Source organism: Methylocystis sp. NC52PC (assembly GCF_055698645.1).
Window position 1 is genome coordinate 422,671 of the sequence record NZ_CP170127.1, and the last position, 22,982, is coordinate 445,652.

Consider the following 22,982-nt stretch of genomic DNA (forward strand, 5'->3'; position numbering starts at 1 on the left):
AGCCTCCAAAAAACCCACAAAAGCGTCGCCATCCCGGCGCCGGAGCGCGCGGCGGAACGACAACAAGCGCGCGGCTGCGGCGAAATTGCAACCGGCGGTCTATTTCGCCGCCTTCTTCGCAGCCTGCGCGGCGCGGAACGACGCCGCCCAGCCAGCCTTCTCCATTTGCCGCCCGCGCGCCACGACGAGGGCGTCCGCGGCGACGTTCTTGGTGACGACCGAGCCCGACCCCACATAGGCCCCCGCCCCGATCTTCACCGGCGCCACCAGCGCCGAATTGGAGCCGATGAAGGCGTTCTCGCCGATCTCGGTCCGGTATTTGAAGAAGCCGTCGTAATTGCAGGTGATTGTTCCCGCGCCGATATTGGCGTTCGCGCCAATGTCCGCGTCGCCGATATAGGTCAGATGATTGACCTTGGCCCCCGTCGCGACGTTGGCGTTCTTGATTTCCACGAAATTGCCGACCTTGGCCTTTTCGGCCAGCCTGGCTCCCGGCCTGAGCCGCGCATAGGGGCCGATCGTCGCCCCGGCGCCGACGCTCGCGCCCTCGAGATGCGAAAAGGCATGAATCACCGCCCCGTCGGCGATGGAGACGCCCGGCCCGATAACGACATGCGGCTCGATCAGCACGTCGCGGCCGAAAGCCGTGTCGGCGCAGAGAAAGACGGTCTCCGGCGCGACCATGGTCACGCCGGCCGCCATCGCGGCGCGGCGCAGACGGTTCTGGGCGACGGCCTCCGCCTGCGCGAGCTGAATGCGGTCGTTGACACCGAGCACTTCCGTCTCCTCGGCGCGCACGACCTGCGCCGTCCGCCCCGCGTCGCGGGCGATCTCGATCACGTCGGTCAGATAAAATTCGCCCTTGGCGTTCGCGGCGCCGATCCGGCCGAGCCAGTCGAGCGCGCTCCCGCCGTCGATCGCCATGAGGCCGGCGTTGCACAAGCGGACGGCGCGCTCGGCGTCGCTTGCGTCCTTTTCCTCGCGGATCGCGAGCAGGCGCCCCGAGTCGTCCTGCAGCAGCCGGCCATAGCCAAAGGGATCGGCCGCCGCGAAGCCCAGCGCCGCAACGCCGGCGCCCTCCGCAAGCGCCGCACGGAGAGCGAGGATGGTCGCGCCGGTGACGAGCGGGGTGTCGGCGAAAAGCACGAGAAGATCGTCACAGCCGTCCGCAATCGCCTCCCGCGCGGCCAGAACCGCATGGGCCGTGCCGAGCCGCTCCGCCTGCACGAAGACCCGCGCATGCGGGGCGAGCCGCAAGGCCTCGTCGCGCACGTCGTTGCGGCCAGGGCCGACGACGACGGCCACCGATTCGACGCCGGCGACGGCGACGGCGGCGAGCACATGGGCGAGCATGGAGCGTCCCGCCACCTGATGCAGCACTTTCGGCTGGTCGGATTTCATGCGCGTCCCCTCGCCCGCGGCGAGGACGACGGCGAGCGCTTTGCGCTGGCTCGGCATTACGGGCCTTTGGTTTCGAGGTTGCGGCGAAGGCGCGCGGTCGGCGGCCTGTTTGTTGCAGATTCGAGCGGGCAAGGGCAAGGGCCGACCCGCAACGCCGCGCGCCGGAACAATGCCCTTTCGGTTCCACGATTTTCTTCTATAGAGGAAAGACGCGACAAAGCCGCCCCCCGACCCCGCTCCCGGTTGCTCAATGTTTGAACGAAGAGATGTCTTGAAAGCGGCCTTCGGCGCTCTCGCCTCCGGCCTCGCGCCCGCTGTCGCGCAGGCGCAGCCCAGCCAGCCGCCGGCCCCGCCGGCTCCAGCGCCCTTTTCCCAGCAGCTCATCGTCGATCTGGCGCGCGCGCTCGCCGCCAAGCCCTACGCGCCGCCGCCAAGCGATCTGCGCGAGCCATTCGCCAGCCTCTCCTATGAACAGTTCGTCGGCATCAAGACGAAGCCCGGCTCGGCGCTATGGACTGGAGAGAACAAGGGTTTTTCCATCGAGCCGCTGCACCGCGGCAATATTTTCACGACCGCCGTCGACCTGTTCGTCGTCGAGAACGGCGCCGCGACGAAAATCGCCTACGACCAGAACCGTTTCGACTATGGCGGACTGAAGATTCCGGAGAAACTGCCCGATCTCGGCTATTCGGGCTTTCGCGTGCTCCACGCGGCGCCCGGCGGCGGCGAGGCGGAACTCGCGATCTTCCAGGGCGCGAGCTTTTATCGCGCCGTGGCGGCTGGCCAGAATCTGGGCGTCACCGCCCGCGGGCTGTCCATTCGCACCGCCGATCCGCGCGGCGAGGAATTTCCCGCCTTCCGCATGTTCTGGATCGAAAGGCCGACGCTCGGCGACAATGCGCTCGTCATTCACGCGCTGCTCGATTCGCCGAGCGTCGCCGGCGTCTATCGCTTCACCCTGCGCCCCGGCGAGGCGACGCTGATCGACACCGAGCTGACGCTCTTTTCCCGCACCAACGTCGATCATTACGGGCTTGCGGGCTTCGCTGCGGCCTCGCTTCACACGCCCCTCGACTCCCGGCGACGCAACAACGATCTGCGGCCCATGGCGGCGGCGATCAATGGCATCCAGATGCTCACCGGCGCGGGCGAATGGCTGTGGCGGCCGGTCTCCAATCGCGAGGAGCTGCAATTTTCGTCCTTCGTCGACGTCAATCCCAAGGGCTTCGGCGCGTTGCAGAGAAAACGCGACGTCGCGGACTATCAGGACGACGACCAGCATTGGGAGCGCCGCCCGTCGCTCTGGGTCGAGCCGCTCGGCGATTGGGGCGAGGGCGCGATGCAACTCGTCGAAATCCCGTCCGAATCCGAGAACAACGAAAATATCGTCGCTTATTGGCGGCCGAAGACGCCCCTGGTCGGCGGCGGCGCCGCGACGTTCGCCTATCGGCAGTTCTGGTGCTGGGACCCGCCGAGCCGGCCGCCCATGGCGGCGGCCGTCGACTCGCGGGCGGGTCATTTGCCGGGCCTGAAGCGACGCCGTTTTATTGTCGTTTTTTCGGGCGAGGTTCTTGCCGATCCGCAAAAAACCGCGCGACTTTCGGCCGCCTTGACCACCTCTCCGGGATCGGCCACCAACGTTCGCACGTTTCTCAATCCGCAGGCGAAGACGTGCCGCGTTGTATTCGACCTCGACCCGGCCGGCGAGAACTACTGCGAAATGCGCCTCGTCCTGCACGCGGACGAGGAGCCGATCAGCGAAACCTGGCTTTATAGATGGACTCCCTGACACTCGCGCCCGTCGACGCCGTTCCCCCGGCGCAAAACAATATCGACCCTGCCGCGGCCCCGCCGACCCCCATCGAGCAGCGGCTGTCGATGCCTGCGCAAAACCTCTACAAATATGACAGCCGGCAGTTTCGCAAACCGCTGGCCCCGCAGCTGTGGGAGACGCCCTGGCTCGCGCGTCTCGTGACGTTCGGCGGCGGCCTGGCGCTGACGGTTTACGGCGGCTGGCAGATGTACAAGGTCATCGACGTCGGCGGCGTCACGACCTTGAAATGGGCGCTGCTGGCGCTCTTCGTGCTCAATTTCTCCTGGATCGCGTTGAGTTTCGCGAGCGCCGTCGTCGGCTTCGCGGCGCTTCTCTCCAAGCGGCCGGCCCCCGCGCTGCCGGCGACGCTCGCTAAAAAGACCGCCGTGGTCATGCCGATCTACAATGAGGCGCCGAGCCGGGTCTTCGCGGCGCTGCAAACCATCTACGAAGACGTGCAGGCGACGGGCCTGGGCGAGCATTTCGACTGGTTCTTTCTGTCGGACACGACCAATCCCGACGTCTGGGTCGCGGAGGAACGGGCGTTCATCGGCATCCGCCGCCGGCTCGGCCCCAAGGCGCGCATCTACTATCGCCGGCGTGAGAAGAACGTCGGCCGCAAGGCCGGCAATATAGAGGATTTCGTCTCGCGCTGGGGCGGCGCCTATGCGCATATGGTCGTGCTCGACGCCGACAGCCTGATGACCGGCCCGACCATCGTGCGCCTCGCCGCGGCGATGGAGGCCGACCCCGACTCCGGCATCATCCAGACGCTGCCGCTGATCATCAACCGCAACACACTCTTCGCCCGCGTGCAGCAGTTCGCCGCGCGCATCTATGGGCCGGTGATCGCCGTGGGCCTCTCCTGCTGGATGGGGCGCGACGGCAATTACTGGGGACACAATGCGATCATCCGCACCGAGGCTTTCGCGCGCCACTGCGGCCTGCCGGATCTGCGCGGCCGGCCGCCGTTCGGCGGCCATATTCTGTCGCACGACTTCGTCGAGGCGGCGCTGATCCGCCGCGCCGGCTACGCGGTCTATATGATGCCGACGCTCGGCGGCTCCTATGAGGAGAGCCCGCCCTCGCTCATCGACCTGTCGATCCGCGACCGGCGCTGGTGCCAGGGCAATCTCCAGCACGCGCGCGTGCTCTTCGCGCGGGGGCTCAGCTGGGCATCTCGCCAGCACTTTTTGACCGGCATCTTCGGTTATCTCACATCGCCGCTGTGGCTGCTGCAACTCCTTGTCGGCATCGTGATCGTTTTCCAGGCGAGCTATTTCAAGCCGGAATATTTCACGAGCGAATTCGCGCTCTTCCCGACCTTCCCGCGATTTGACGCGGAGCGCTCGCTCGAGCTCTTCGCCTTGACCATGGGCATTCTGCTCGCGCCGAAATTCTTCGGCCTGCTCGTCGCCATCTACGAGCCGGAGACGCGCAGGGGCTCGGGCGGCGTTTTCATGTTGCTGATTTCGACCCTGTTCGAGATCGTGCTGTCGGCGCTGCTGGCGCCGATCATGATGCTGATCCAGACCGGCCATGTCGTGCATATCGTCTTCGGCTTCGACACCGGCTGGGATCCCCAGCGTCGCGACGACGGCTCCGTGCCCTTCATCGACATCGTGCGCCGCCACCGCTCGCATGTGGCGCTCGGCGCGCTCAGTCTCGTCGCGGGCCTTCTGATCTCGCCCTCGCTCGTCGCCTGGATGTCGCCGACGATTGCCGGCCTCATCCTCGCCATTCCGATTTCCTGGCTCACCAGCCAGCGCTGGCTCGGCCTCGTCTTTCGCCGCGCCGGCGTGCTGGTCACGCCGGAAGAGACGACGACGCCGCCGATCGCCAAGCGCGGCAAGGCGCTCTCGAAGGCGCTGGGGCGCGCGGAGGAGGACGAAGTCAACGGCCTTACCGCCCTCCATGCCGACCCCGAGCTGCGGGCGCTGCACGAAGCCTGGCTGCCGACGCGCAAGCCGCGCCAACGCGGCGCGATCACCGCCGATCGGGCGGTCGCCGAGGCCAAGATCGCCGACGCCGAGACGATCGAGGACGTCGTCGCCTGGCTCAATCGCGGCGAGCGTCTGGTGGCGCTCTCTGACCGCGCGCTGATCGCCATGATCGCGCGCCTGCCGAGCAAGGCCGAAAAGCAGGCGGCGAGCGCCAGGGCGGCGGAGTGATCCCCGCTCCAACCCTTTGACGCCGATGCGCGAAGAGAGCGGAACACGAAAACGGCGCGTCGTCCTCCTGCGCTCGCGCGGGAGGGAGACGGAAGGGGCAAAACGACGTTGACGCTCATCTACAAAATCGTCTCCGCGCCCGAATGGCGCGCCGCGGAGACCGTTGGCGTTTATCGCGGCGCCGCCGTCGACCTCGCCGACGGCTACATCCATTTCTCCACCGCGGATCAGGCCCAGGAAACCGCCGCCAGGCATTTCGTCGGGCAGACCGATTTGCTCCTGGTCGCCGTCACGGCGGAAAGGTTGGGCCCGACGCTGAAATGGGAAGTCTCCCGCGGCGGCGCGCTGTTCCCGCATCTCTACGCCCCGCTGTCTCTGGACGCCGTCACAAGCGTCGCGCCGCTGCCGCTGCGGAGCGGGCGCCATGACTTCACGGGCCTGCTATGATTGATCCTTTCCGTCTCGCTTCGCCTTTTCTGCGCCTGCTCGACGCCGAGGACGCGCATCGCGCCACCATCGCCGGCCTGAAGCTTCTCCCGGCGCGTGCGCCCCAAAGCGACGATCCCCGCCTCGCCGTCTCCGCCTTTGGGCTCGACTTCCCCAATCCGATCGGCCTCGCGGCGGGCTTCGACAAGGACGCCGAGGTCGCCGACGCCATGCTCGGTTTCGGTTTCGGCTTCGTCGAGGTCGGCACCCTGACCCCGCGCCCGCAGCCCGGCAATCCGCGTCCGCGCGCCTTCCGTCTCGTCGAGGACCGCGGCGTCGTCAACCGTTACGGCTTCAACAATGCGGGACACGGGCCGGCGCTGGCGCGTCTCTCTCGGCGCGTGCCCGCGGGCCTCGTCGGCGTCAACATCGGCGCGAACAAGGAGGCGGAGGACCGCGTCGCCGATTATGTCGCGGGCGTCAGGGCCTTTGCGGAAGTGGCGCGCTATTTCACGATCAACGTCAGTTCGCCCAATACGCCGGGCCTGCGGGATTTGCAGGAGCCCGGGGCGCTCTCCGACCTTCTCGCGCGCGTGATCGCGGCCCGCGACGCCGCCGCCGTGCGACGGCCTGTGCTGCTGAAAATCGCCCCGGATCTTTCTCTGCAGCAACTCGACGGCATTGTGCGCGTGGCGCGCGAGCGGCGCGTCGACGGCATGATCGTCTCGAACACGACCGTCTCCCGGCCCGCGACGCTGCGCGCCGCTCAAGCCTCCGAAGGCGGCGGCCTGTCGGGCGCGCCGCTCTTCGCCCTCTCCACCTATATGCTCGCGCAGACCTTTCTGCGGGTCGAACGCCAGTTTCCGCTGATCGGCGTCGGCGGGATCGACAGCCCGGAGACCGCGCTCGCCAAGATCGAGGCGGGCGCGACCCTCGTTGAGCTTTATTCGGCGCTCGTCTACGAGGGGCCGGGACTGGTCGCGCGACTCAAGGCCGGCCTTCTCGCCGCGCTCGACCGCGAGCGGACGACGCTCGCTGCGCTCGTCGGCCGCAAGGCGGCCGCGACCGCCGCGCGGGAGCCCTGAAGCCGCGCCGGCTTTCCTGCGACGACGCGCAATGCTATGCGCGCGCATCGGAAAACAATGAGGAACGCAGCATGAGCGATATTTGGCTGGCGACGGGCGAGGCGACGGTTCTCGCGGCGGAGGGGCAATATACGGACGCGATGCCGGAAGTGCTGATTGGGAATGTGAAGGGGCCGGTCGGACACGCCTTCGCCGCCATGACCGGGCAGGTCGCGGGCCATCCGCGCATGTTCGTCATCCGCGACCTCAACCAGCAGGTTCGCCCCGCGACCATGATGACCACCAAGATGACGGTGAAGTCCGAAGCCTATGTCGAGCTGCTCGGCGGCGTGGTGCAGGCGGCGACGGCCGACGCCATCGTCGATTGCGTCGCGGAAGGGATCATTCCGAAGACGCAGGCGAACGAACTCTGCATGATCATCATGATCTGGCTCGACCCGCGCTGCGCGACGGACGAGAACCTCGACAAGAGGGATCTCTACCGCACCAATTACGAGGCGACGAAGCTTGCCATCTCGCGCGCGCTGAAGGGCGAGCCGACGGTCGACGAATTGATCGCCAACCGCAAGACCATCTCCCATTACGCGCTGGAAGGCGTGTTCGAAGAATAGGACAAGCCTGCGGCGGCGCGTCCCGCGTCGCCGCTTCATGCTTTGGGATGAGGCCTCAGCCGTCGCCTTAATCCGGGCTCAAGTCGAAGGCGAGCTGACGCGGCGTAGCGCTCCCCTCCCCTTCGAGCGCGGACAGGCTGAGGCCCAGCAGACGCACGCCCCTGGCGGTCGGGAAGATCGGTTCGAGGTGAGCGAAAGCGATTTCCTCGAATTCGCTTTGACAAGCGACCGCCGCCGCGCCCGTGCGCGTGCGCGTGATGAGCCGGAAATCGGCGTATTTGACTTTGAGCGTGACGCTGCGGCCGCGGATCCGGTTCTTCTCGCAGGCGCGCCAGACCTTGTCGGCGATCGGCGCCAACGCCGCCCGCGCCGCCGCCAGGTCGAAAATGTCCTCCAGAAAAGTATTTTCCGCGCCGATGGATTTCCGAAGGCGGTTGGCGCGCACGGGACGCGCGTCGACGCCCCGCGAAATCCAATAATAATAGCCCCCGGCCTTGCCGAAATGGCGCTCCAGGAACGCCATCGACTGCGCCTTGAGGTCGGCGCCGGCGACAATGCCGAGCCGATTCATCTTGTCGCGCGTCGCGGGTCCGACGCCATGGAACCGGCCGACCTCCAGCGTCTCCACGAAAGACGGACCCATGCGGGGCGTAATGACGAAAAGCCCGTCGGGCTTGCGATGGTCTGACGCGATTTTCGCGAGGAACTTGTTGTAGGAAACCCCGGCGGAGGCCGTCAGCCCGGTCTCGCGGCGGATTCGGGCGCGAATTTCCTCTGCGATCTCAGTCGCCGACGACATGCCCTTGAGATTGTCGGTGACGTCGAGATAGGCCTCATCGAGCGCGAGCGGCTCGATGAGCGGCGTATATTCGGCGAAGATCTGGCGAATGTGCAGGGAAACCTCCCGATAGACGTCGAATCTCGGGCGGACGAAAATCAGCTCCGGACATTTCCGTCGCGCGGTGACCGAGGGCATGGCCGAGCGAACCCCGAAGCGCCGCGCCTCGTAGCTCGCCGCCGCCACCACGCCCCGCTCCCGCGCGCCGCCGACGGCGACGGGCTTGCCGCGCAAGTCCGGATTGTCGCGCTGCTCGACGGAGGCGTAGAAGGCGTCCATGTCGACGTGAATGATCTTGCGCGGCCGCGGCGGGTCGGCCGGCTCGCCGGTTCCTGGTTCCTCCATCGGAGTCGGGTCCATCGCGCCCGAGTTTAATGGACTGTCGCGCGTCCGTCAGGCGCCAGCGCGCCGCTGGGCAAGCGAAGCCGTTTCTGCGACCTTCGGGGGGAACATTCACAGAGGACGAACGCGATGGAAGCGGAAGCGGCGTCGAGGCGCCAGATTGAACCCATGTCGTGGCGGCAGACCGTCGCCTCCGCCATCGTTTGCGTCCTGCTGCTCGCCGCCGGCGTTTATGTCCTTTCCGGCTATCTTCACGCGCTGCTTTGGGCGCTCGTCTTCGCGGTGGCGCTGTGGCCGCTCTATCTGCGCTTCCGGCGCCGCGCGCATCTCTCCGCCGAAGCGGCGGCTTTCCTGTGTACGGCGCTCGTCGGCGTCGTCATTTTTGCGCCGATCGCGACGCTGACGGTCGACGCGCTCGTCGAAATGCGTCAGCTCATCGATTACGTCCGAGCGGCGGGAGACGCCGGGCTTCCCGTTCCCCAACAGCTCGCGCGCCTTCCCTACGCCGGCCCCTGGGTCGCTCAATGGTGGGCGGCGCATCTCTCCCACGCCGGCTGGGCGACGGAGCTTCTCCATGAGCTGAACACGGCCTCGGCGCGCGAAGTCGGAGCTGGCCTCGGCGCCAACGCCTTTCGCCGCGCCATGCTGTTCATCGTCTGCCTGCTGACGCTGTTCTTCCTTTTCCGCTCTGGAGAGAGCGTCATCGGCCAATCGCGCGTGGCCTCGCGCAAACTCTTCGGCGCGCGCGGCGAACGCCTCGCGGGGCAGGTCATCGTTTCGGTGCGCGGCACGCTGAATGGGCTGGTGCTCGTCGCGCTCGGGGAAGGCCTGATCATGACGGCAAGCTATGTCCTCACGCGGACGCCGCACCCGATCCTGCTCGGCGCGCTCACCGCCTTCGCCGCCATGATCCCCTTCGCCGCAGCGATCGCCATCGGCGTCGCGGCGCTCGTCGCCGCCGTGAGCGTCGGCGCGGCGCAGGCGGCCATGATCGCGATCACGGGCGCGATCGTCGTCTTCGTCGCCGACCATTTCGTTCGCCCGGCGCTGATCGGCGGCGAGACGAAAATCCCCTTTCTTTGGGTTCTGCTCGGCATTCTGGGCGGCGTCGAATGTTTCCAGTTGCTGGGGCTTTTCCTCGGACCGGCCATCATGGCGGCGCTGGCGTCGCTGTGGCGCGACCTCGCCGCCCCGCCCGCCTCGGAGAAAATAGGCGCGTGAAGCGACCGAAGAGCGGCGGGCGTCCGACGCCGCCCCATAATTCCGGGAGGGGCAGCGAAAGGAGCGCGCCGATGATCCCATCTCTCTCGTCTGGCCTTTCCAAGGTCATCAAGGCGCATCGCGCGGCCTTCGAGAAGTTCGAAGCGACGCACGAGGACGATGACGGCTTTCTCAACGCCAGCCGGGAGGAGGACATCGCCCGCTATGACGTCGCCATGCGCCCGTGCCGAAGCGACGCCGAATTCATCGAGAAGCTGCGCTATCTCATGGCCACGGAGCGATGCCTGTGGGGCGACCCCGAATTTCTGACCGAGTTCGGATCCGTCGTCATCGCGGTGCGGGAGCATCTCGATCGCCGCGAAGGCTGACGGAAAGGCCCGCGCCTGCTTCCTTGCGACCGTATGGCGCCCTAATTCAAAGGGCGCGCGACAAGCAGGAGGCGCTCATGCGGCGAAGCTCAACAGGCGCCTTGTGCGCCGTCTCGTTTGCGGCCCTGGCGCTGGCGCTGTCCGCGGGGCCGTCAGCAGCCGCGCCGAGCGCCGCCGCCTGCCCGGGAGGCGACGCCGGGCTGACCCTGCCGCGCGGCTTTTGCGCCACGATCTTCGCGGACCGCCTCGGCCACGCGCGCCACATGGCGGTCGCCCCGAACGGCGTCGTTTACGTCAATAGCTGGAGCGGACGCTACTACGGGCGCTCCCGACCCCCGGCCGGCGGCTTCCTTGTCGCCTTGCGCGACGGCGACGGCGACGGCCGCGCCGAGATCGTCAAACGCTTTGGCGAGACGCCCGTCGGCGGCGGCTCCGGCGGCACGGGCGTCGCCCTTTACGACGGCGGGCTTTACGCGGAAGAAGGCGACAGGATTGTGCGCTACAGCCTTCCGCAAGGCGAGATCGCGCCGTCAGGAAAGCCGGAGACCGTCGTCTCCGGTCTGCCGCTCACCGGCGATCATCCCATGCATCCCTTCGCCATCGACGCGCGGGGCAATCTCTATCTCGATTCCGCTTCGGCGACGAATTCCTGCCAGGCGCAAAACCGCATGCGCGAATCCCCGGGCCTCGTCCCCTGCCGGGAGCTCGAAACGCGCGCCGGCGTCTGGCGCTACGACGCAAAGAAGCGAGACCAGAAGTTTTCGCCCAACGAGCGGTTTGCAACGGGCATTCGCAATGGCGAGGGCATCGCCGTCGACGGCGACCGCATCTTCGTCACGCAGCACGGCCGCGATCAATTGTCCGAAAACTGGCCGAAACTCTACAGGCCCGAGCAGGGCCCGGAATTGCCTGCCGAAGAATTGCTCGAGCTGAAACAAGGCGCCGATTACGGCTGGCCCGAATGCTATTACGACGGCGCGCAGCAAAAGCGCGTACTGGCGCCGGAATATGGCGACGATGGCGGCAAAGCCGTTGGAATCTGCGCCGAGAAGCAGGGCCCGCTCGCCGCCTTCCCGGCCCATTGGGCGCCCAACGCTCTCGCCCTCTACCGTGGCGGACAGTTTCCAACCGCTTATGACGGGGGACTCTTCATCGCCTTTCACGGCTCGTGGAACCGCGCGCCGGCCCCGCAGGGCGGCTATAATGTCGTGTTCCAGCCCATGGCCGACGGCCAACCGACGGGCGACTACGTGGTTTTCGCCGACGGTTTCGCCGGTTCGCACAAAGATCCGGGCGGCGCCGCGCATCGTCCCTCCGGCGTCGCCGTCGGACCGGATGGCGCGCTCTATGTTTCGGACGACGTCGTCGGACGCATCTGGCGCATCACCTTCCATGGCGACGTCGCGACGACCGGGGTGGAAGCGGCGCCAGCGGCGCCGGCGCAAACCGCCGGACGCGAAGCCGGGCCGCCGGAGGGAACAAATCCGCAGGCCGGACACATGGAAGGACGCAAGCTGCCGACGCCGGCCGGCGCGAGCGACGCCGACGTCGCGCAAGGCGAGCGCATCTTCAACGGCCATGCGGCTGGCGGAACCTGCTCGGGCTGCCACGGCGACAATGGCAAGGGCTCCCCGCTCGGTCCCGATCTCACGCGCGGCAAATGGCTATGGGGCGACGGCAGCCTCGCCTCGATCCGCAACGTGATCGCCAAAGGCGTGAGCCAACCCAGGGAATTCAGAAGCCCCATGCCGCCCAGGGGCGGCGCCGACCTGAACGACGCCGACGTCGCCGCCGTCGCCGCTTATGTCTGGGCGATCAGCCGGCCGCCGGGAGGCTGACTTTTGACGTGTCAGGCGCCTTTATTTTGCTCAAATAGTCGGGTAGCCTTTTGACAAGTCGGCGGAGACGCTGACACAAGAGGCGCCCCGACCGTGGATGTAACGGCGGGGCGTTTTCGTTAGGCTGCCTCTTTCGCTGGCGCCTTACTTGCTCCCTTGCGCCCGTTGGCGGCAGTCGGGCGTCGGCCTGTCCGACGCGCATCCTTATGTGGGCTTTTTCGCCCATATGACGTAGCATTGCGTAACGGGTCGGCGGGAGCGGCCAATGTCGAACGACAGAAGCATATTGGTTTGCGGGATTGGCGAAACGGCCTCGGCCGTGGCCCGCCGCCTCTTTGCGGAGGGCTACGCCGTCAGCCTCTACCGGGCGACCGCGCCCTTCATGCTTCGCCGACGGATGAGCTTCGCCGACGCCTGGTACGACGGCTACGCCCTGCTCGATGGGGTCGAGGCGCGGCGCGCCGACGTGAACGCCGAATTCCAGCTCGGCCTGCGGACGCGCGAGTTTATTCCGCTCCTGCGCGGGCGCTATTCGGATGCGCTGGAGCGCTGGCCGTGGGACGTCGTCGTCGCCGTCCATGAAGACAAAGAGCCCGTAACGCTCGCTTCCCCGGACGACGCCGAACTCACGATCGGACTTGGAGCCGGTTTCCTCCCCGGTCGCGATTGCGACCTCGTCGTTGAAACCGAGGGTCCCGACCCCGGCGGCATTCGTCGCAAAGGCGCGGCGACGCAAAATCGCGGACGGCCCGCCGCGCCCGAGCATCGCGACGTCCTCGCGCCGGCGGCTGGTCTCTTCCGGGCGGATGTCTCCATCGGCGCCGCCGTACAGCCCGGCGCCACGCTCGGCTTAGTCGGCGACGTTCCGGTTCTGGCGCCGATGGCTGGGCGCGTCCTCGGCATCGCCCGCAAGGAGCAGGCGGTGATAGAAGGGGAGCCCGTGGCGGAGCTGTCGTCCTCCCACGCGACGCCCGTCGCCGGGATCGGCTTCGCCAACCAGCTCATTTCCAGAGGCGTTTCCTTCGCGATCGAAATGGAGCTCGAAGGCTTCGAGCCTTTTTCTTTCGAAGACTGGTTTTAAGTTTCCTCAAAAAAACCGCCACGTCTTCCCCTGCGCGCCCGAGGCGCGCGCGCCTTTCCGAGAAAGACCATGCCGCACTCCACGAATCCGCTGCTGACGACCTGGGACACGCCTTTTGGACTGCCGCCCTTCGGCGCGATCAAGAGCGAAGACTTCAGCCCGGCGTTCGACGTCGCCCTCTCCAGTCACAAGGCGGAAATCGACGCCATCGCGCAAAATCCCGAGTCGCCCAGCTTTGAAAATACGATCGAGGCGCTGGAGCGCGCCGGGAAGACTTTGACCGACGTCGGCTCGGTCTTCTGGAATCTCACGGCGACGGACACGAACCCCGCGTTGCAGGCGAGCGAGCGGGAGATGGCGGCCGCGCTGTCGCGGCATGCGAGCGAAATCTCCATGAATAAGGCGCTGTTCGCGCGCGTCGACGCGCTCCATGAAAAGCGCGCCGACCTCGGCTTGACGGCCGAGCAGCGTCGCGTTCTGGAGCTCACGCACAAGAACTTCGTGCGCGCGGGGGCGAGGCTCGACGAAAAGCAGAAAGAGCGGCTCAAGGGGATCATGGAGCGGCTCGCAACGCTCTCCACCAGCTTCTCTCAGAATGTCCTTGCCGATGAATCGGCCTGGCTGCTGCTTCTTGACGAAGAAGACCTCGATGGACTTTCGCCCGATTTTCGCGCGGCGGCCGCGCGGCTCGCGATCGAGCGCGGCGCGCCGGGGAAATATGCGGTGAGCCTCGCGCGCTCAAGCGCGGAAACCTTTCTGCAAAGCTCGGCCCGCCGCGATCTGCGCGAAATCGTCTATCGCGCCTGGACGCGCCGCGGCGAAAGCGGCGGCGAGACTGACAACGCTGCGGTCATCCGCGAAATTCTCGAATTGCGCGAAGAGCGCGCGACGCTTCTGGGCTTTGAGAGCTTCGCCGATTACAAGCTCGACGACACGATGGCGAAGACGCCCGAAGCGGTGCGTGATCTCCTCGATCGCGTCTGGACGCCGGCGCTGGCGCGCGCCGCCGAAGAGCGCGCCAATATTCAGGCGCTCGTCGACGCGGAAGGCGCCAACTTCGAAGTGGCGGGCCACGATTGGCGCTATTACGCGGAGCGCGTTCGCAAGGATTTTTACGATCTCGACCAGACGACGCTGCGCCCGTATTTTCAGCTCGATCGGATGATCGAAGCCGCCTTCCATGTCGCCGAGAGACTTTTCGGCCTGCGTTTCGTCGCGCAGGAAGGGCTCGATCTCTATCATCCCGACGTTCGCGCCTTCGAGGCCCTCGACCGCGACGGCCGTCATGTGGCGCTGTTTCTCGCCGATTATTTCGCGCGGCCCTCGAAGCGCAGCGGCGCCTGGATGTCGGACTTCCGCTCGCAGCACAAGCTCGATGGCGAGGTGCGGCCGATCATCGTCAATGTCATGAATTTCACCAAGGGCGCGGAGGGCGAGCCGACGCTGTTGAGTCTCGACGACGCGCGCACGTTGTTCCACGAGTTCGGACACGCCCTGCATGGCATGCTGTCCGACGTCACTTACCCTCTGGTCTCGGGAACAAGCGTCGCGCGCGATTTCGTTGAATTGCCTTCACAGCTCTTCGAACATTGGCTTCTCGAGCCCGCCGTCCTGAAGCAGTTCGCGCGGCACGCCGAAACCGGCGCGCCCATGCCCGACGATCTCCTCCAGCGCATCGCCGCGTCTCGGCATTTCAATCAGGGCTTCGCGACGGTGGAGTTCTGCGCCTCCGCTTATGTCGATCTCGACATTCATGCCCAAAGCTTTCCAGAGGGTGTCAGCGTCGGCGACTTCGAGCGGGAAAGTCTCGCAAAGATCCGGATGCCGGAGGAAATCGTCATGCGGCATCGGTTGCCGCACTTCAGTCACATCTTTTCGGGCGACGGCTATTCGGCTGGTTACTACAGCTATCTCTGGGCGGAGGCGCTCGACGCCGACGCCTTCGAAGCCTTCAAAGAGACGGGCGACCCCTTCCACGCAGATGTCGCGGAGAAGCTCAAGACCTTTATTTATGCGGCCGGCGGTCGGCAGGACGCCGCCGACGCCTATACGTCCTTTCGTGGTCGGATGCCGACTGCGGAGCCGCTTCTGCGCCAACGCGGTTTCGGGGATAAGACGACCTAAAGCGGCGAAGAGGCCTGCGCAGATCGCGCAGGCCCTCGCGCGCGGCTCACTGCTCGGCGAACAGATCGAAGTGTCGGTTGATTCCGGCCTGGACGAGATTGCCGTCGAATTTGGTGCGGGTGGTCAGGCCGTAATTATAGGCGACGTTCGGCAGGCCGACATTGGAGCCGGTGTAGCGCAGCGCGTTATAGCCGGTCGCGGTCGCGTCGCCGAGATTGTAATAGAGATATTCGGCCTTCACGCTCCAGTTCGGCATGAACATCCATTCGACGCCGCCGCCCGCCGTCCAGCCGAGAAGCGAGTCGGTGAATTGCGCGCTGGACAGCGTCCAATTGGAGACCGCGGGATTGCCGTTCGGCGCGGTGAACAGCGCCGTATTGGAAATCACCCCGCCATAGGCCAGACCGCCGGTCCCATAGAGCTGCAGCGTCGGCGTCGGCAAAAAGCCGAGCCGCCCGCGGATGGTGCCGAGATAGTTCAGCGTCGCGGTGCGCTGGCCGTAGTTCACATAAGTCGGCCTGCCGACGGCGATCACCGAGCCCTGCATCGTCGTGTCGGTGTTGCCCGACACGCCATGCAGATCGGCCTCGACGCCCGCCACGACGCCCGGATCGAAGCGCCAATTGGCGCCGAGCTGCAGGCCGCCGATGAAGCCGGCCAGCTGGTTGTCGCCATCCATCAGCCGCGACGCCGCCGCGACCGGATTGCTGGCGACGGCCTGCGAGGTCGCGCCCGTCACCGTCCGCGTCGTCGGGTTCGACCAGGCGCCGCCGCCGTTCAGGCCCACATAGACGTCGCGCCAGCTCGGCGCCAACGGCTTGCCGCCCGGGCCCACCGCGCCCCAAAGCTGCGTCACCGGATCCTTGGTGATCGGCTGGCCGTCGCCGAAAGCGTTGGCCGTCGCCTCCAGATAGAAGAAGTCCGTCGGCTTCGAGGTCAGGCCCCAGGTCGTGCCGGTCTGGGTGACGCCGAAGGCCGCGTTGGAATAAGGCGCCGGCCATTGCTGGAACGCCACCGGCGGCGCGAAGCTCGATGTGAACGACCCTGGCCAGAAGCGCGCATAGCTCGCCGTGATGTTGATGAACTGCGACAGCTTGTAGCGGGCGCGGATGTCGAATTCCGTGCCGAGGAAATTGCCCCGGTTGCCGAGCGGCGCGAACAGATTGGCGCGGTCCCAGGCGTTGGCCGGGCTCGCCAGCCAATAGGCGCTGAACGCCGTGTCGATCTGCAGGTTCTTCGCCGGCGTGAACTCCAATCGGACCTTCGGGTCCTTGATGTTGTTCCAGGCGAAATAGTCGTTGCGCGAGAACGGCTGGTTGAAGCCGTAGAAAATATCGAAATTGCTGTTCGAGTAATTGAACGGGCTGCCGTTGCCCGAGCCATAGACATAGACCGTGCTGATGCGCGGCTTCCAGGGGTGCTCGGAGAAAGTGTAGCCGAGCTCCAGCCCCCAGGCCAAGGCGTTGTGCGGAACCGTCACTTCGACGCTGTTTTGCGAGGTGACCTGGTTGATGAAGGTCGGCGTGATCTGGATCGAGGTGTTCGTGCCGAGATAAGGCGCCGCCGTCTGCAGGCGCCCGAAGGAGCCGAACTGCTTGTTGATGTCGAAGTCGTAATCGAAATTGCCGATGACGCCATACATGCGCACGCCCGGCGCATAGGTCTCGCGATGGGTCTTGAGCGCATTCGACGGATTGGACGGGTCGCCATATTGGGTGCGGCCGAGGAAATACGGCTGGACGGTGACGTATTCCGAGAAGCGACGGAAGCTGAACACGCTGCCATAGACCCAGTTCTGCCAGTCGGGCCGGTCGAACTGATAGGGCAGCCGAACCACCGGCCGCATGAAGAAGCTGTCGAGGTCCCAGTCGTTGTCCTTCTTGCCGACCTTGACGCGGAAGCCTTCGAAATTATTCGTCGTGTTGCGGAACTCGTTTTCGGCGATGAGGCGGCGGTCGAGAAGTTCGAAGTGGAAGCGGCCGGCGCGCACCGTGAGCGGACGATCGTTGCCGCGCGGATCCTTGCCGAAGGCGTCCTTGAAATAGAGTTCGCCATAGGCCGAAATCAGATCAGTCTGGTTAATCTCCTGGCCCTGCAGCTGATAGATGCTGTTGAAGGCGCGGGAATCCTGAAACTCGACCACGGCGCGGAACGGATCGAGGATATTCTGGATGCCGAGATAAACGCGCGTGCGCGACAGCCACAGCGAATTGGGGAAATAGCGCCGCTGCGACGTCGGCGGATAAGTGGTCGTGTCGGTCCAGGGCCGATAGTCGTTCTGGCGATATTCGAACCGCACGCGCGAATCGAGGCCGACGTTGAGCCAGTCTATCCCTTCGAACTGCGGATAGGTCTTGCCGAGATTGCGCACGTAAGGCGGAATGTCGGGCTGCGGCTCGAGGCGATAGCCGCGCGTCGGCACGTAATAGCTCTTCTTCTCTTCTGGCTTGGCGTCGCCCGGCTTCGCCGCCGCGCCCTTGGCCCCGTCGCCCTTCGCCGCGTCGCCCTTGGCGGCGTCGCCCTTGTTGGCCCCGTCGCCCTTGTTGGCCCCGTCGCCCTTGGCGGCCACGCCTTTTTGATCCGCTTTCGCCTCGCCGCGCGTCGCGTCCGACTGCTTGCCTTTCCCGGCGGCGGACTCCGTCTTCGTCGCGACAGAGGGCGACGCCTTCTGATCCTCTGCGCGCACAGCGCCGGTCGACACCGCCAGAGCCGCAACAGCCACGCCGAGTTTCAAATGTCGCAACTTTGCCATGGGAGGAATTCTCGCTTGTTGGTTTTCTTTCAGCCGACGAGGTCGCGCCGCGGCGCCAGCCTGACTGAGGTCAAATCAACGCTACGAACAAGTCCTTGTCTAGCGATTTAATGGACTAAATGAACTTAACTGCTCGTCGTTGCGGGAAAGCAACACTCTGTCCCTCGCCCCGCTATTTTTGCACGACGAAGAAGAGCCGCGGATAGCGCAACAGCACCTTGCCGTTCGGCTGCCGGGGATAGGCCTGCGCCAATCGCTCACGGTAGCGTGCGAGGAAATCGGCGCTCTCCGGCGCACTCAGCAGATCGAGAAACGGCCGCAGGCCCGACCCGGCGAACCATTGGACGACGTCATCCGGCCCTTCGAGCGGGTGAATATAGACCGTCTTCCAGATGTCGATGGACCGACAAAGCGGCGCCAGCAAATCATAATACTCCTCCGCCTGACCGATGACGGTGAGCGATTTGGCGACCGGCACGAGGCGATTCGCCCAGGGGCCGTCGGCGGCGACCATGCGCATCGCCGCATGCGACGGCTCGAACGTATTGTCGGGCATTTGCACGGCGAGTCGTCCGCCGGGGCCAAGCGATTCGACCAGACGCTCGATCGCGCTGCGGTGATCCGGCAGGAAATGCAGGGTGGCGTTGGCGAAGATAACGTCGGCCGACGCGGGCGGGCGCCAATGCGCAATGTCTTCCTTGATGAAGCGCGCGACCGGCACCCGCGCGCGGGCGACGGCGAGCATATTGTCGGACTTGTCGACGCCGACGATGTCTGCGCCCTGAAACCCCCGCGTCAGCAATTCCGTGCTGTTGCCCGGACCGCAACCAAGATCGAAGACGGCTCTTGTTTCGCAATAAGGAATTCGCGCGAGCAGATCGCGTGCGGCGCGCGTCCGCTCTTCCTCGAATTTCAAATAGAGATCCGAGTTCCAGTCGGGCGAGGAGATGGCTTCCTCGCAAGGGGCTTCGGCGGCGGCCGTCAAATGCCCTCCCCTGCGTCGATATAGTCTTCTTCACGCGCCGGAAAAATACGCGCATTGGCGAGCGTGAGCGGCACGCGGTCGCCCGGCGCGGCGGCCTTTTCGAGCGGGGAATCGATCTCGAGCGTCTGGTCATAGCCGTCGATGGCGATACGCGCGCGCACGCCCGCCGGCGTGCGGCGCAAGCTCTCGACGCGCCCTTCGAGCTCGCCCTGGCCGCTGCTGGCGACGGCGATATCGGCCGGGCGGAAAAAGACGCGCGCCGGACCGCTGCGCAAGCCATGCGTGTCGATATGCAGCTCCCGATTGCCGAACTTCACGTGCCCGGCTGCGATCATGACCGGAAGCGCGACTGCCTCGCCCACAAAGGAGATCACGAAGGGCGACGCGGGCTGGTCGTAGAGTTCGGCCGGGGTGCCGATCTGCTCGATTTGCCCCTCGTTGAGCACGACGACGCGGTCGGCGAGCTCCATCGCTTCGTCCTGATCGTGCGTGACGAAAACCGTGGTGAGCCCTGTCTCCTTGTGCACGTCGCGCAGCCAGCGGCGCAGATCCTTGCGGACGCGGGCGTCGAGAGCGCCAAAGGGCTCGTCGAGCAGCAGCACGCGCGGTTCGATCGCCAGCGCGCGCGCCAGCGCCACGCGCTGGCGCTGTCCGCCGGAGAGCTGCGCGGGATAGCGGCCGCCGAGCCCGTCGAGCTGGACGAAGCGCAGAAGCTCCTCTACCCGCGCCGCGATGTCGCGCCGCGCCGGCCGCGAGCGCAGCGGCCGCACCTTCAGGCCATAGGCGATGTTTTCCGCGACCGTCATATGTTTGAACAGCGCGTAATTCTGGAAGACGAACCCGACGCGTCGCTCCTGCACGGTAAGCGCCGTCGCATCCTTGTCGTCGAAATAGACGTGGCCCCGATCGGGCGTGTTCAGTCCGGCGATGACGCGCAGCAGCGTGGTCTTGCCGGAGCCGGAGGGCCCGAGCAGCGCCACGAGTTCGCCCGGCCGAATGTCGAGGCTGACGTCGCGCAGCGCCGGAAAGGCGCCGAAATCCTGCTCGACGCCTTCGATGCGAATCGCGACGCCATGCGCCTCAATGGCGCCTGACGCGCCCGGCGAGCGCGTCAGCGTGGCGCCATTCGAGGAAGGTCTTGAGCCCAAGGGTGACGAGCGCAAGGCTCGCCAGAAGGACCGAGAGAGCGAAAGCGGCGACATTGTTGTACTCATTGTAAAGTATCTCGACTTGCAGAGGGATCGTATTGGTGAGGCCGCGAATGTGTCCAGATACGACCGACACGGCGCCGAATTCGCCCATCGCGCGCGCATTGCACAGCAAGACGCCATAGAGCAGGCCCCATTTGACGTTGGGCAGCGTCACGGTGAGGAAGGTCTTGAATCCGGAGGCGCCGAGCGTTAGCGCCGCCTCCTCCTCGACAGTCCCCTGTTCCTGCATCAGCGGGATGAGTTCGCGCGCGATGAAAGGGAAGGTGACGAAAATGGTGGCGAGCACAATGCCGGGCACGGCGAAGATGATCTGCACGCCATGCGCCGTGAGCCATTTGCCGAACAGGCCCTGCGCGCCGAAAACGAGGACATAGATCAGGCCCGACACGACCGGCGACACCGAAAACGGCAGATCGATGAGCGTGATGAGCAGGCTCTTTCCAGGAAATGAGAATTTGGCGATCGACCAGGCGGCCGCCAATCCGAATATCAGATTGGCCGGCACGACGATGGCGGCGACGAACAGGGTCAGTTTTACGGCCGCAATGGCGTCGGGTTCGCGAAAGACTTCGACAAAGGCGGCGTAGCCCTTGCTCAGCGCTTCGGTAAAGACGACGGCGAGCGGCGCAAAGAGGAAGATCAGCAGGAAGACGACTGAAATTCCGATCACCGCGTAACGCGCCAAGGGCGCGTCCTGTGTGACAGGCCGCGCCGTGGCGCGCCGCTGCGGCGCTGCGAGAGAAGAAACCACCGCCTCAGACATAGCCAAACCTCTTTCGGCTCCAAGCCTGGACGAGATTGATGACAAGCAGCGCGACGAACGAGATCGCCAGCATGATGGTCGCAATGCCCGTCGCCCCCGCATAGTCGTATTGTTCGAGCTTCACGATGATGAGCAAGGGCGCGATCTCCGACACATAGGCGATGTTGCCGGAGATGAAGATCACCGAGCCGTATTCGCCAACCCCGCGCGCGAAAGCGAGCGCGAAGCCGGTGAGCAGCGCCGGCGCCAGCGGCGGCAGCAGAACGCGTACGACTGTCTGGACGCGCGACGCCCCCAAAGTGGCCGAGGCCTCTTCGAGCTCGATTTCGAGTTCTGAGAGAATGGGCTGCACCGTGCGCACGACAAAGGGCAGACCGATGAAGATCAGCGCCACGAGAATGCCCCAGCGCGTGAAGGCGATCTTGACGTCGACGTCCGCGAGCGGCGCGCCGAACCAGCCGTTCGGCGCATAGAGCGCCGCAAGCGAGATGCCCGCCACCGCCGTCGGCAGGGCGAAGGGGAGATCGACGAAGGCGTCGAACAGGCGCCGGCCGGGAAAATTGTAGCGCGTGAGCGCCCAGGCGACGATCAGGCCGAAGACGAGGTCGACGACCGCCGCCAGGAAAGACATCAAAAAGGTCGTGTGCAGCGCCGCGGCGACGCGCGGCTCCGTGGCGATCTGGTAAAGCCCGGAGAGCCCCAGCCCCGATGAGCGCCACACGAGCGTCGCCAGCGGGAACAGCACGACGAGTCCCAGGTAAAGGATCGTGTAGCCGAAGGTGAGGCCAAAACCTGGAATTACGCTCGGCGCTGTGAAGCGCCGAGCGTAACGGCCTGCGAAGGTCGGGGAGGTCACTTCGCCGGCTCTTGTTTCTGGATGTCGTCGAAGACGCCGCCGTCGGCGAAGAACTTCTTTTGCGCGGCGGCCCAGCCGCCGAAGGTCTTGTCGATCGTGATCAATTCGATCTTGGGGAGCTTCTTCAAATCCTCCTTGGCGGCCGCTTCCGGATGCGCGGGGCGATAGAAATTCTTGGCGATGATGGCCTGGGCCTCCGGCTTGTAGAGGAATTCGAGATAGGCCTCCGCGAGCTTCTTGTTGCCCTTGGCCTCAGCGTTGGCGTCGACGACCGCAACCGGCGGCTCCGCAAGGATCGAGAGCTTCGGCGCGACGATCTCGAATTTGTCGGGCCCGAATTCCTTCAAAGCGAGGAAAGCCTCGTTTTCCCAGGCGATCAGCACATCGCCGAGACCGCGCTGAGCGAAGGTGATCGTCGAGCCCCGCGCGCCCGTATCGAGAACGGGCGCATTGCGGAAGATCGCCTTGAGGAAGTCTTTGGTCTTCGCTTCGTCGCCATTGAATTTCTTCAGCCCATAGCCCCAGGCCGCGAGGAAGTTCCAGCGGGCGCCGCCCGACGTCTTCGGATTGGGCGTGATGACCGCGACGCCCGGCTTGGCGAGATCGTCCCAATCCTTGATCCCCTTCGCATTGCCTTTGCGCACCAGGAACACGATCGTCGACGTATAGGGCGACGCGTTATTGGGCAGGCGCTTCTGCCAGTCCGCAGAAATCTTGCCGCTCTTGCTGGCGATGGCGTCGATGTCCGCGGCGAGCGCCAATGTCACGACGTCGGCGTTGAGACCGTCGATCACCGCGCGCGCCTGCGCGCCGGACCCGGCGTGCGAGGCCTGGACTTCCACCGTCTCGCCCGTCTTCGCTTTCCAGTCGGCGATGAACGCCGGGTTGATCTGCTTGTAGAGCTCTCGGGTCGGATCATAGGACACGTTCAGCAGCGTCTGCCCCGCCTGCGCCGACGCAACGCCAAGCAGGCCCAAACCGACGCCGGCGACCATCGCGATGCGAAGAAGCGAAATAAGCCCCTCCCTAGCCTTAGCCATGCTAACCACTCCATCTATAAGACTTACAAAGTCTATAGCTGGACTAGACTACGACG

Annotated in this window: 18 protein-coding genes; 10 read left to right on the forward strand and 8 right to left on the reverse strand. The window is 65.6% G+C overall.

The genetic code is table 11. The features are described from left to right. Positions 1-99: 99 nt before the first annotated feature. Positions 100-1,458, reverse strand: a complete 1,359-nt coding sequence (glmU, locus tag ACETII_RS03920) for a bifunctional UDP-N-acetylglucosamine diphosphorylase/glucosamine-1-phosphate N-acetyltransferase GlmU (RefSeq protein ID WP_472787208.1) — start codon at positions 1,456-1,458, stop codon at positions 100-102. Positions 1,459-1,651: 193 nt separating this feature from the next. On the opposite strand from glmU, the gene ACETII_RS03925 reads away from it, so the two are divergent. The 5 genes from ACETII_RS03925 to fae all read left to right on the forward strand — a co-directional run bounded on the left by ACETII_RS03925 (position 1,652) and on the right by fae (position 7,507). Continuing rightward, the gene (locus tag ACETII_RS03925) at positions 1,652-3,190 is read left to right on the forward strand and encodes an OpgD/OpgG family glucan biosynthesis protein (RefSeq protein ID WP_472787209.1); all 1,539 of its coding nucleotides are present in this window, start codon (positions 1,652-1,654) and stop codon (positions 3,188-3,190) included. Then, positions 3,178-5,385, forward strand: coding sequence for a glucans biosynthesis glucosyltransferase MdoH (gene mdoH / locus ACETII_RS03930; protein ID WP_472787210.1), 2,208 nt, complete (start codon positions 3,178-3,180; stop codon positions 5,383-5,385). Before ACETII_RS03925 ends, mdoH begins: the two co-directional genes overlap by 13 nt. Before the next feature lie 108 nt (positions 5,386-5,493). Then, complete coding sequence (locus ACETII_RS03935; protein WP_472787211.1) at positions 5,494-5,832, forward strand: DUF952 domain-containing protein; 339 nt, start codon at positions 5,494-5,496, stop codon at positions 5,830-5,832. Further along, on the forward strand, positions 5,829-6,896 hold the full coding sequence (locus ACETII_RS03940) for a quinone-dependent dihydroorotate dehydrogenase (protein WP_472787212.1): 1,068 nt from the start codon (positions 5,829-5,831) through the stop codon (positions 6,894-6,896). The genes ACETII_RS03935 and ACETII_RS03940 overlap by 4 nt, the downstream gene beginning before the upstream one ends. Positions 6,897-6,967: 71 nt before the next feature. After that, on the forward strand, positions 6,968-7,507 hold the full coding sequence (gene fae, locus ACETII_RS03945; protein WP_472787213.1) for a formaldehyde-activating enzyme: 540 nt from the start codon (positions 6,968-6,970) through the stop codon (positions 7,505-7,507). Positions 7,508-7,574: 67 nt separating this feature from the next. Here fae and dinB read toward each other — a convergent pair whose 3' ends face one another. Further along, the gene (gene dinB, locus ACETII_RS03950) at positions 7,575-8,690 is read right to left on the reverse strand and encodes a DNA polymerase IV (RefSeq protein ID WP_472787214.1); all 1,116 of its coding nucleotides are present in this window, start codon (positions 8,688-8,690) and stop codon (positions 7,575-7,577) included. 126 nt (positions 8,691-8,816) lie between these two features. On the opposite strand from dinB, the gene ACETII_RS03955 reads away from it, so the two are divergent. The 5 genes from ACETII_RS03955 (at position 8,817) to ACETII_RS03975 (ending at position 15,319) form a co-directional block, all read left to right on the forward strand. After that, entirely contained in the window at positions 8,817-9,908 is a 1,092-nt protein-coding gene (locus ACETII_RS03955) for an AI-2E family transporter (protein WP_472787215.1), read from the forward strand. Positions 9,909-9,979: 71 nt separating this feature from the next. After that, the gene (locus ACETII_RS03960) at positions 9,980-10,276 is read left to right on the forward strand and encodes a hypothetical protein (protein ID WP_363349616.1); all 297 of its coding nucleotides are present in this window, start codon (positions 9,980-9,982) and stop codon (positions 10,274-10,276) included. Between the two features lie 77 nt (positions 10,277-10,353). Then, the gene (locus ACETII_RS03965) at positions 10,354-12,114 is read left to right on the forward strand and encodes a PQQ-dependent sugar dehydrogenase (RefSeq protein ID WP_472787216.1); all 1,761 of its coding nucleotides are present in this window, start codon (positions 10,354-10,356) and stop codon (positions 12,112-12,114) included. A gap of 265 nt (positions 12,115-12,379) precedes the next feature. Then, complete coding sequence (locus ACETII_RS03970; protein WP_472787217.1) at positions 12,380-13,195, forward strand: hypothetical protein; 816 nt, start codon at positions 12,380-12,382, stop codon at positions 13,193-13,195. A 69-nt stretch (positions 13,196-13,264) separates the two neighbouring features. Further along, positions 13,265-15,319: a M3 family metallopeptidase gene (locus tag ACETII_RS03975; protein ID WP_472787218.1), complete on the forward strand. Its 2,055-nt coding sequence runs from the start codon at positions 13,265-13,267 to the stop codon at positions 15,317-15,319. Between the two features lie 46 nt (positions 15,320-15,365). Here ACETII_RS03975 and ACETII_RS03980 read toward each other — a convergent pair whose 3' ends face one another. The 6 genes from ACETII_RS03980 to ACETII_RS04005 form a co-directional block, all read right to left on the reverse strand. Next, positions 15,366-18,071, reverse strand: coding sequence for an alginate export family protein (locus tag ACETII_RS03980; protein WP_472787219.1), 2,706 nt, complete (start codon positions 18,069-18,071; stop codon positions 15,366-15,368). A gap of 172 nt (positions 18,072-18,243) precedes the next feature. Next, positions 18,244-19,020, reverse strand: a complete 777-nt coding sequence (tam, locus tag ACETII_RS03985) for a trans-aconitate 2-methyltransferase (RefSeq protein ID WP_472788214.1) — start codon at positions 19,018-19,020, stop codon at positions 18,244-18,246. 32 nt (positions 19,021-19,052) lie between these two features. Next, positions 19,053-20,141, reverse strand: a complete 1,089-nt coding sequence (locus ACETII_RS03990; RefSeq protein ID WP_363351193.1) for a sulfate/molybdate ABC transporter ATP-binding protein — start codon at positions 20,139-20,141, stop codon at positions 19,053-19,055. Beyond that, positions 20,137-21,030, reverse strand: coding sequence for a sulfate ABC transporter permease subunit CysW (gene cysW, locus ACETII_RS03995; protein WP_472787220.1), 894 nt, complete (start codon positions 21,028-21,030; stop codon positions 20,137-20,139). Before cysW ends, ACETII_RS03990 begins: the two co-directional genes overlap by 5 nt. Then, complete coding sequence (gene cysT, locus ACETII_RS04000; protein WP_363349622.1) at positions 21,023-21,886, reverse strand: sulfate ABC transporter permease subunit CysT; 864 nt, start codon at positions 21,884-21,886, stop codon at positions 21,023-21,025. Before cysT ends, cysW begins: the two co-directional genes overlap by 8 nt. After that, on the reverse strand, positions 21,883-22,881 hold the full coding sequence (locus ACETII_RS04005) for a sulfate ABC transporter substrate-binding protein (RefSeq protein ID WP_363351195.1): 999 nt from the start codon (positions 22,879-22,881) through the stop codon (positions 21,883-21,885). Before ACETII_RS04005 ends, cysT begins: the two co-directional genes overlap by 4 nt. Positions 22,882-22,982: the final 101 nt, after the last annotated feature.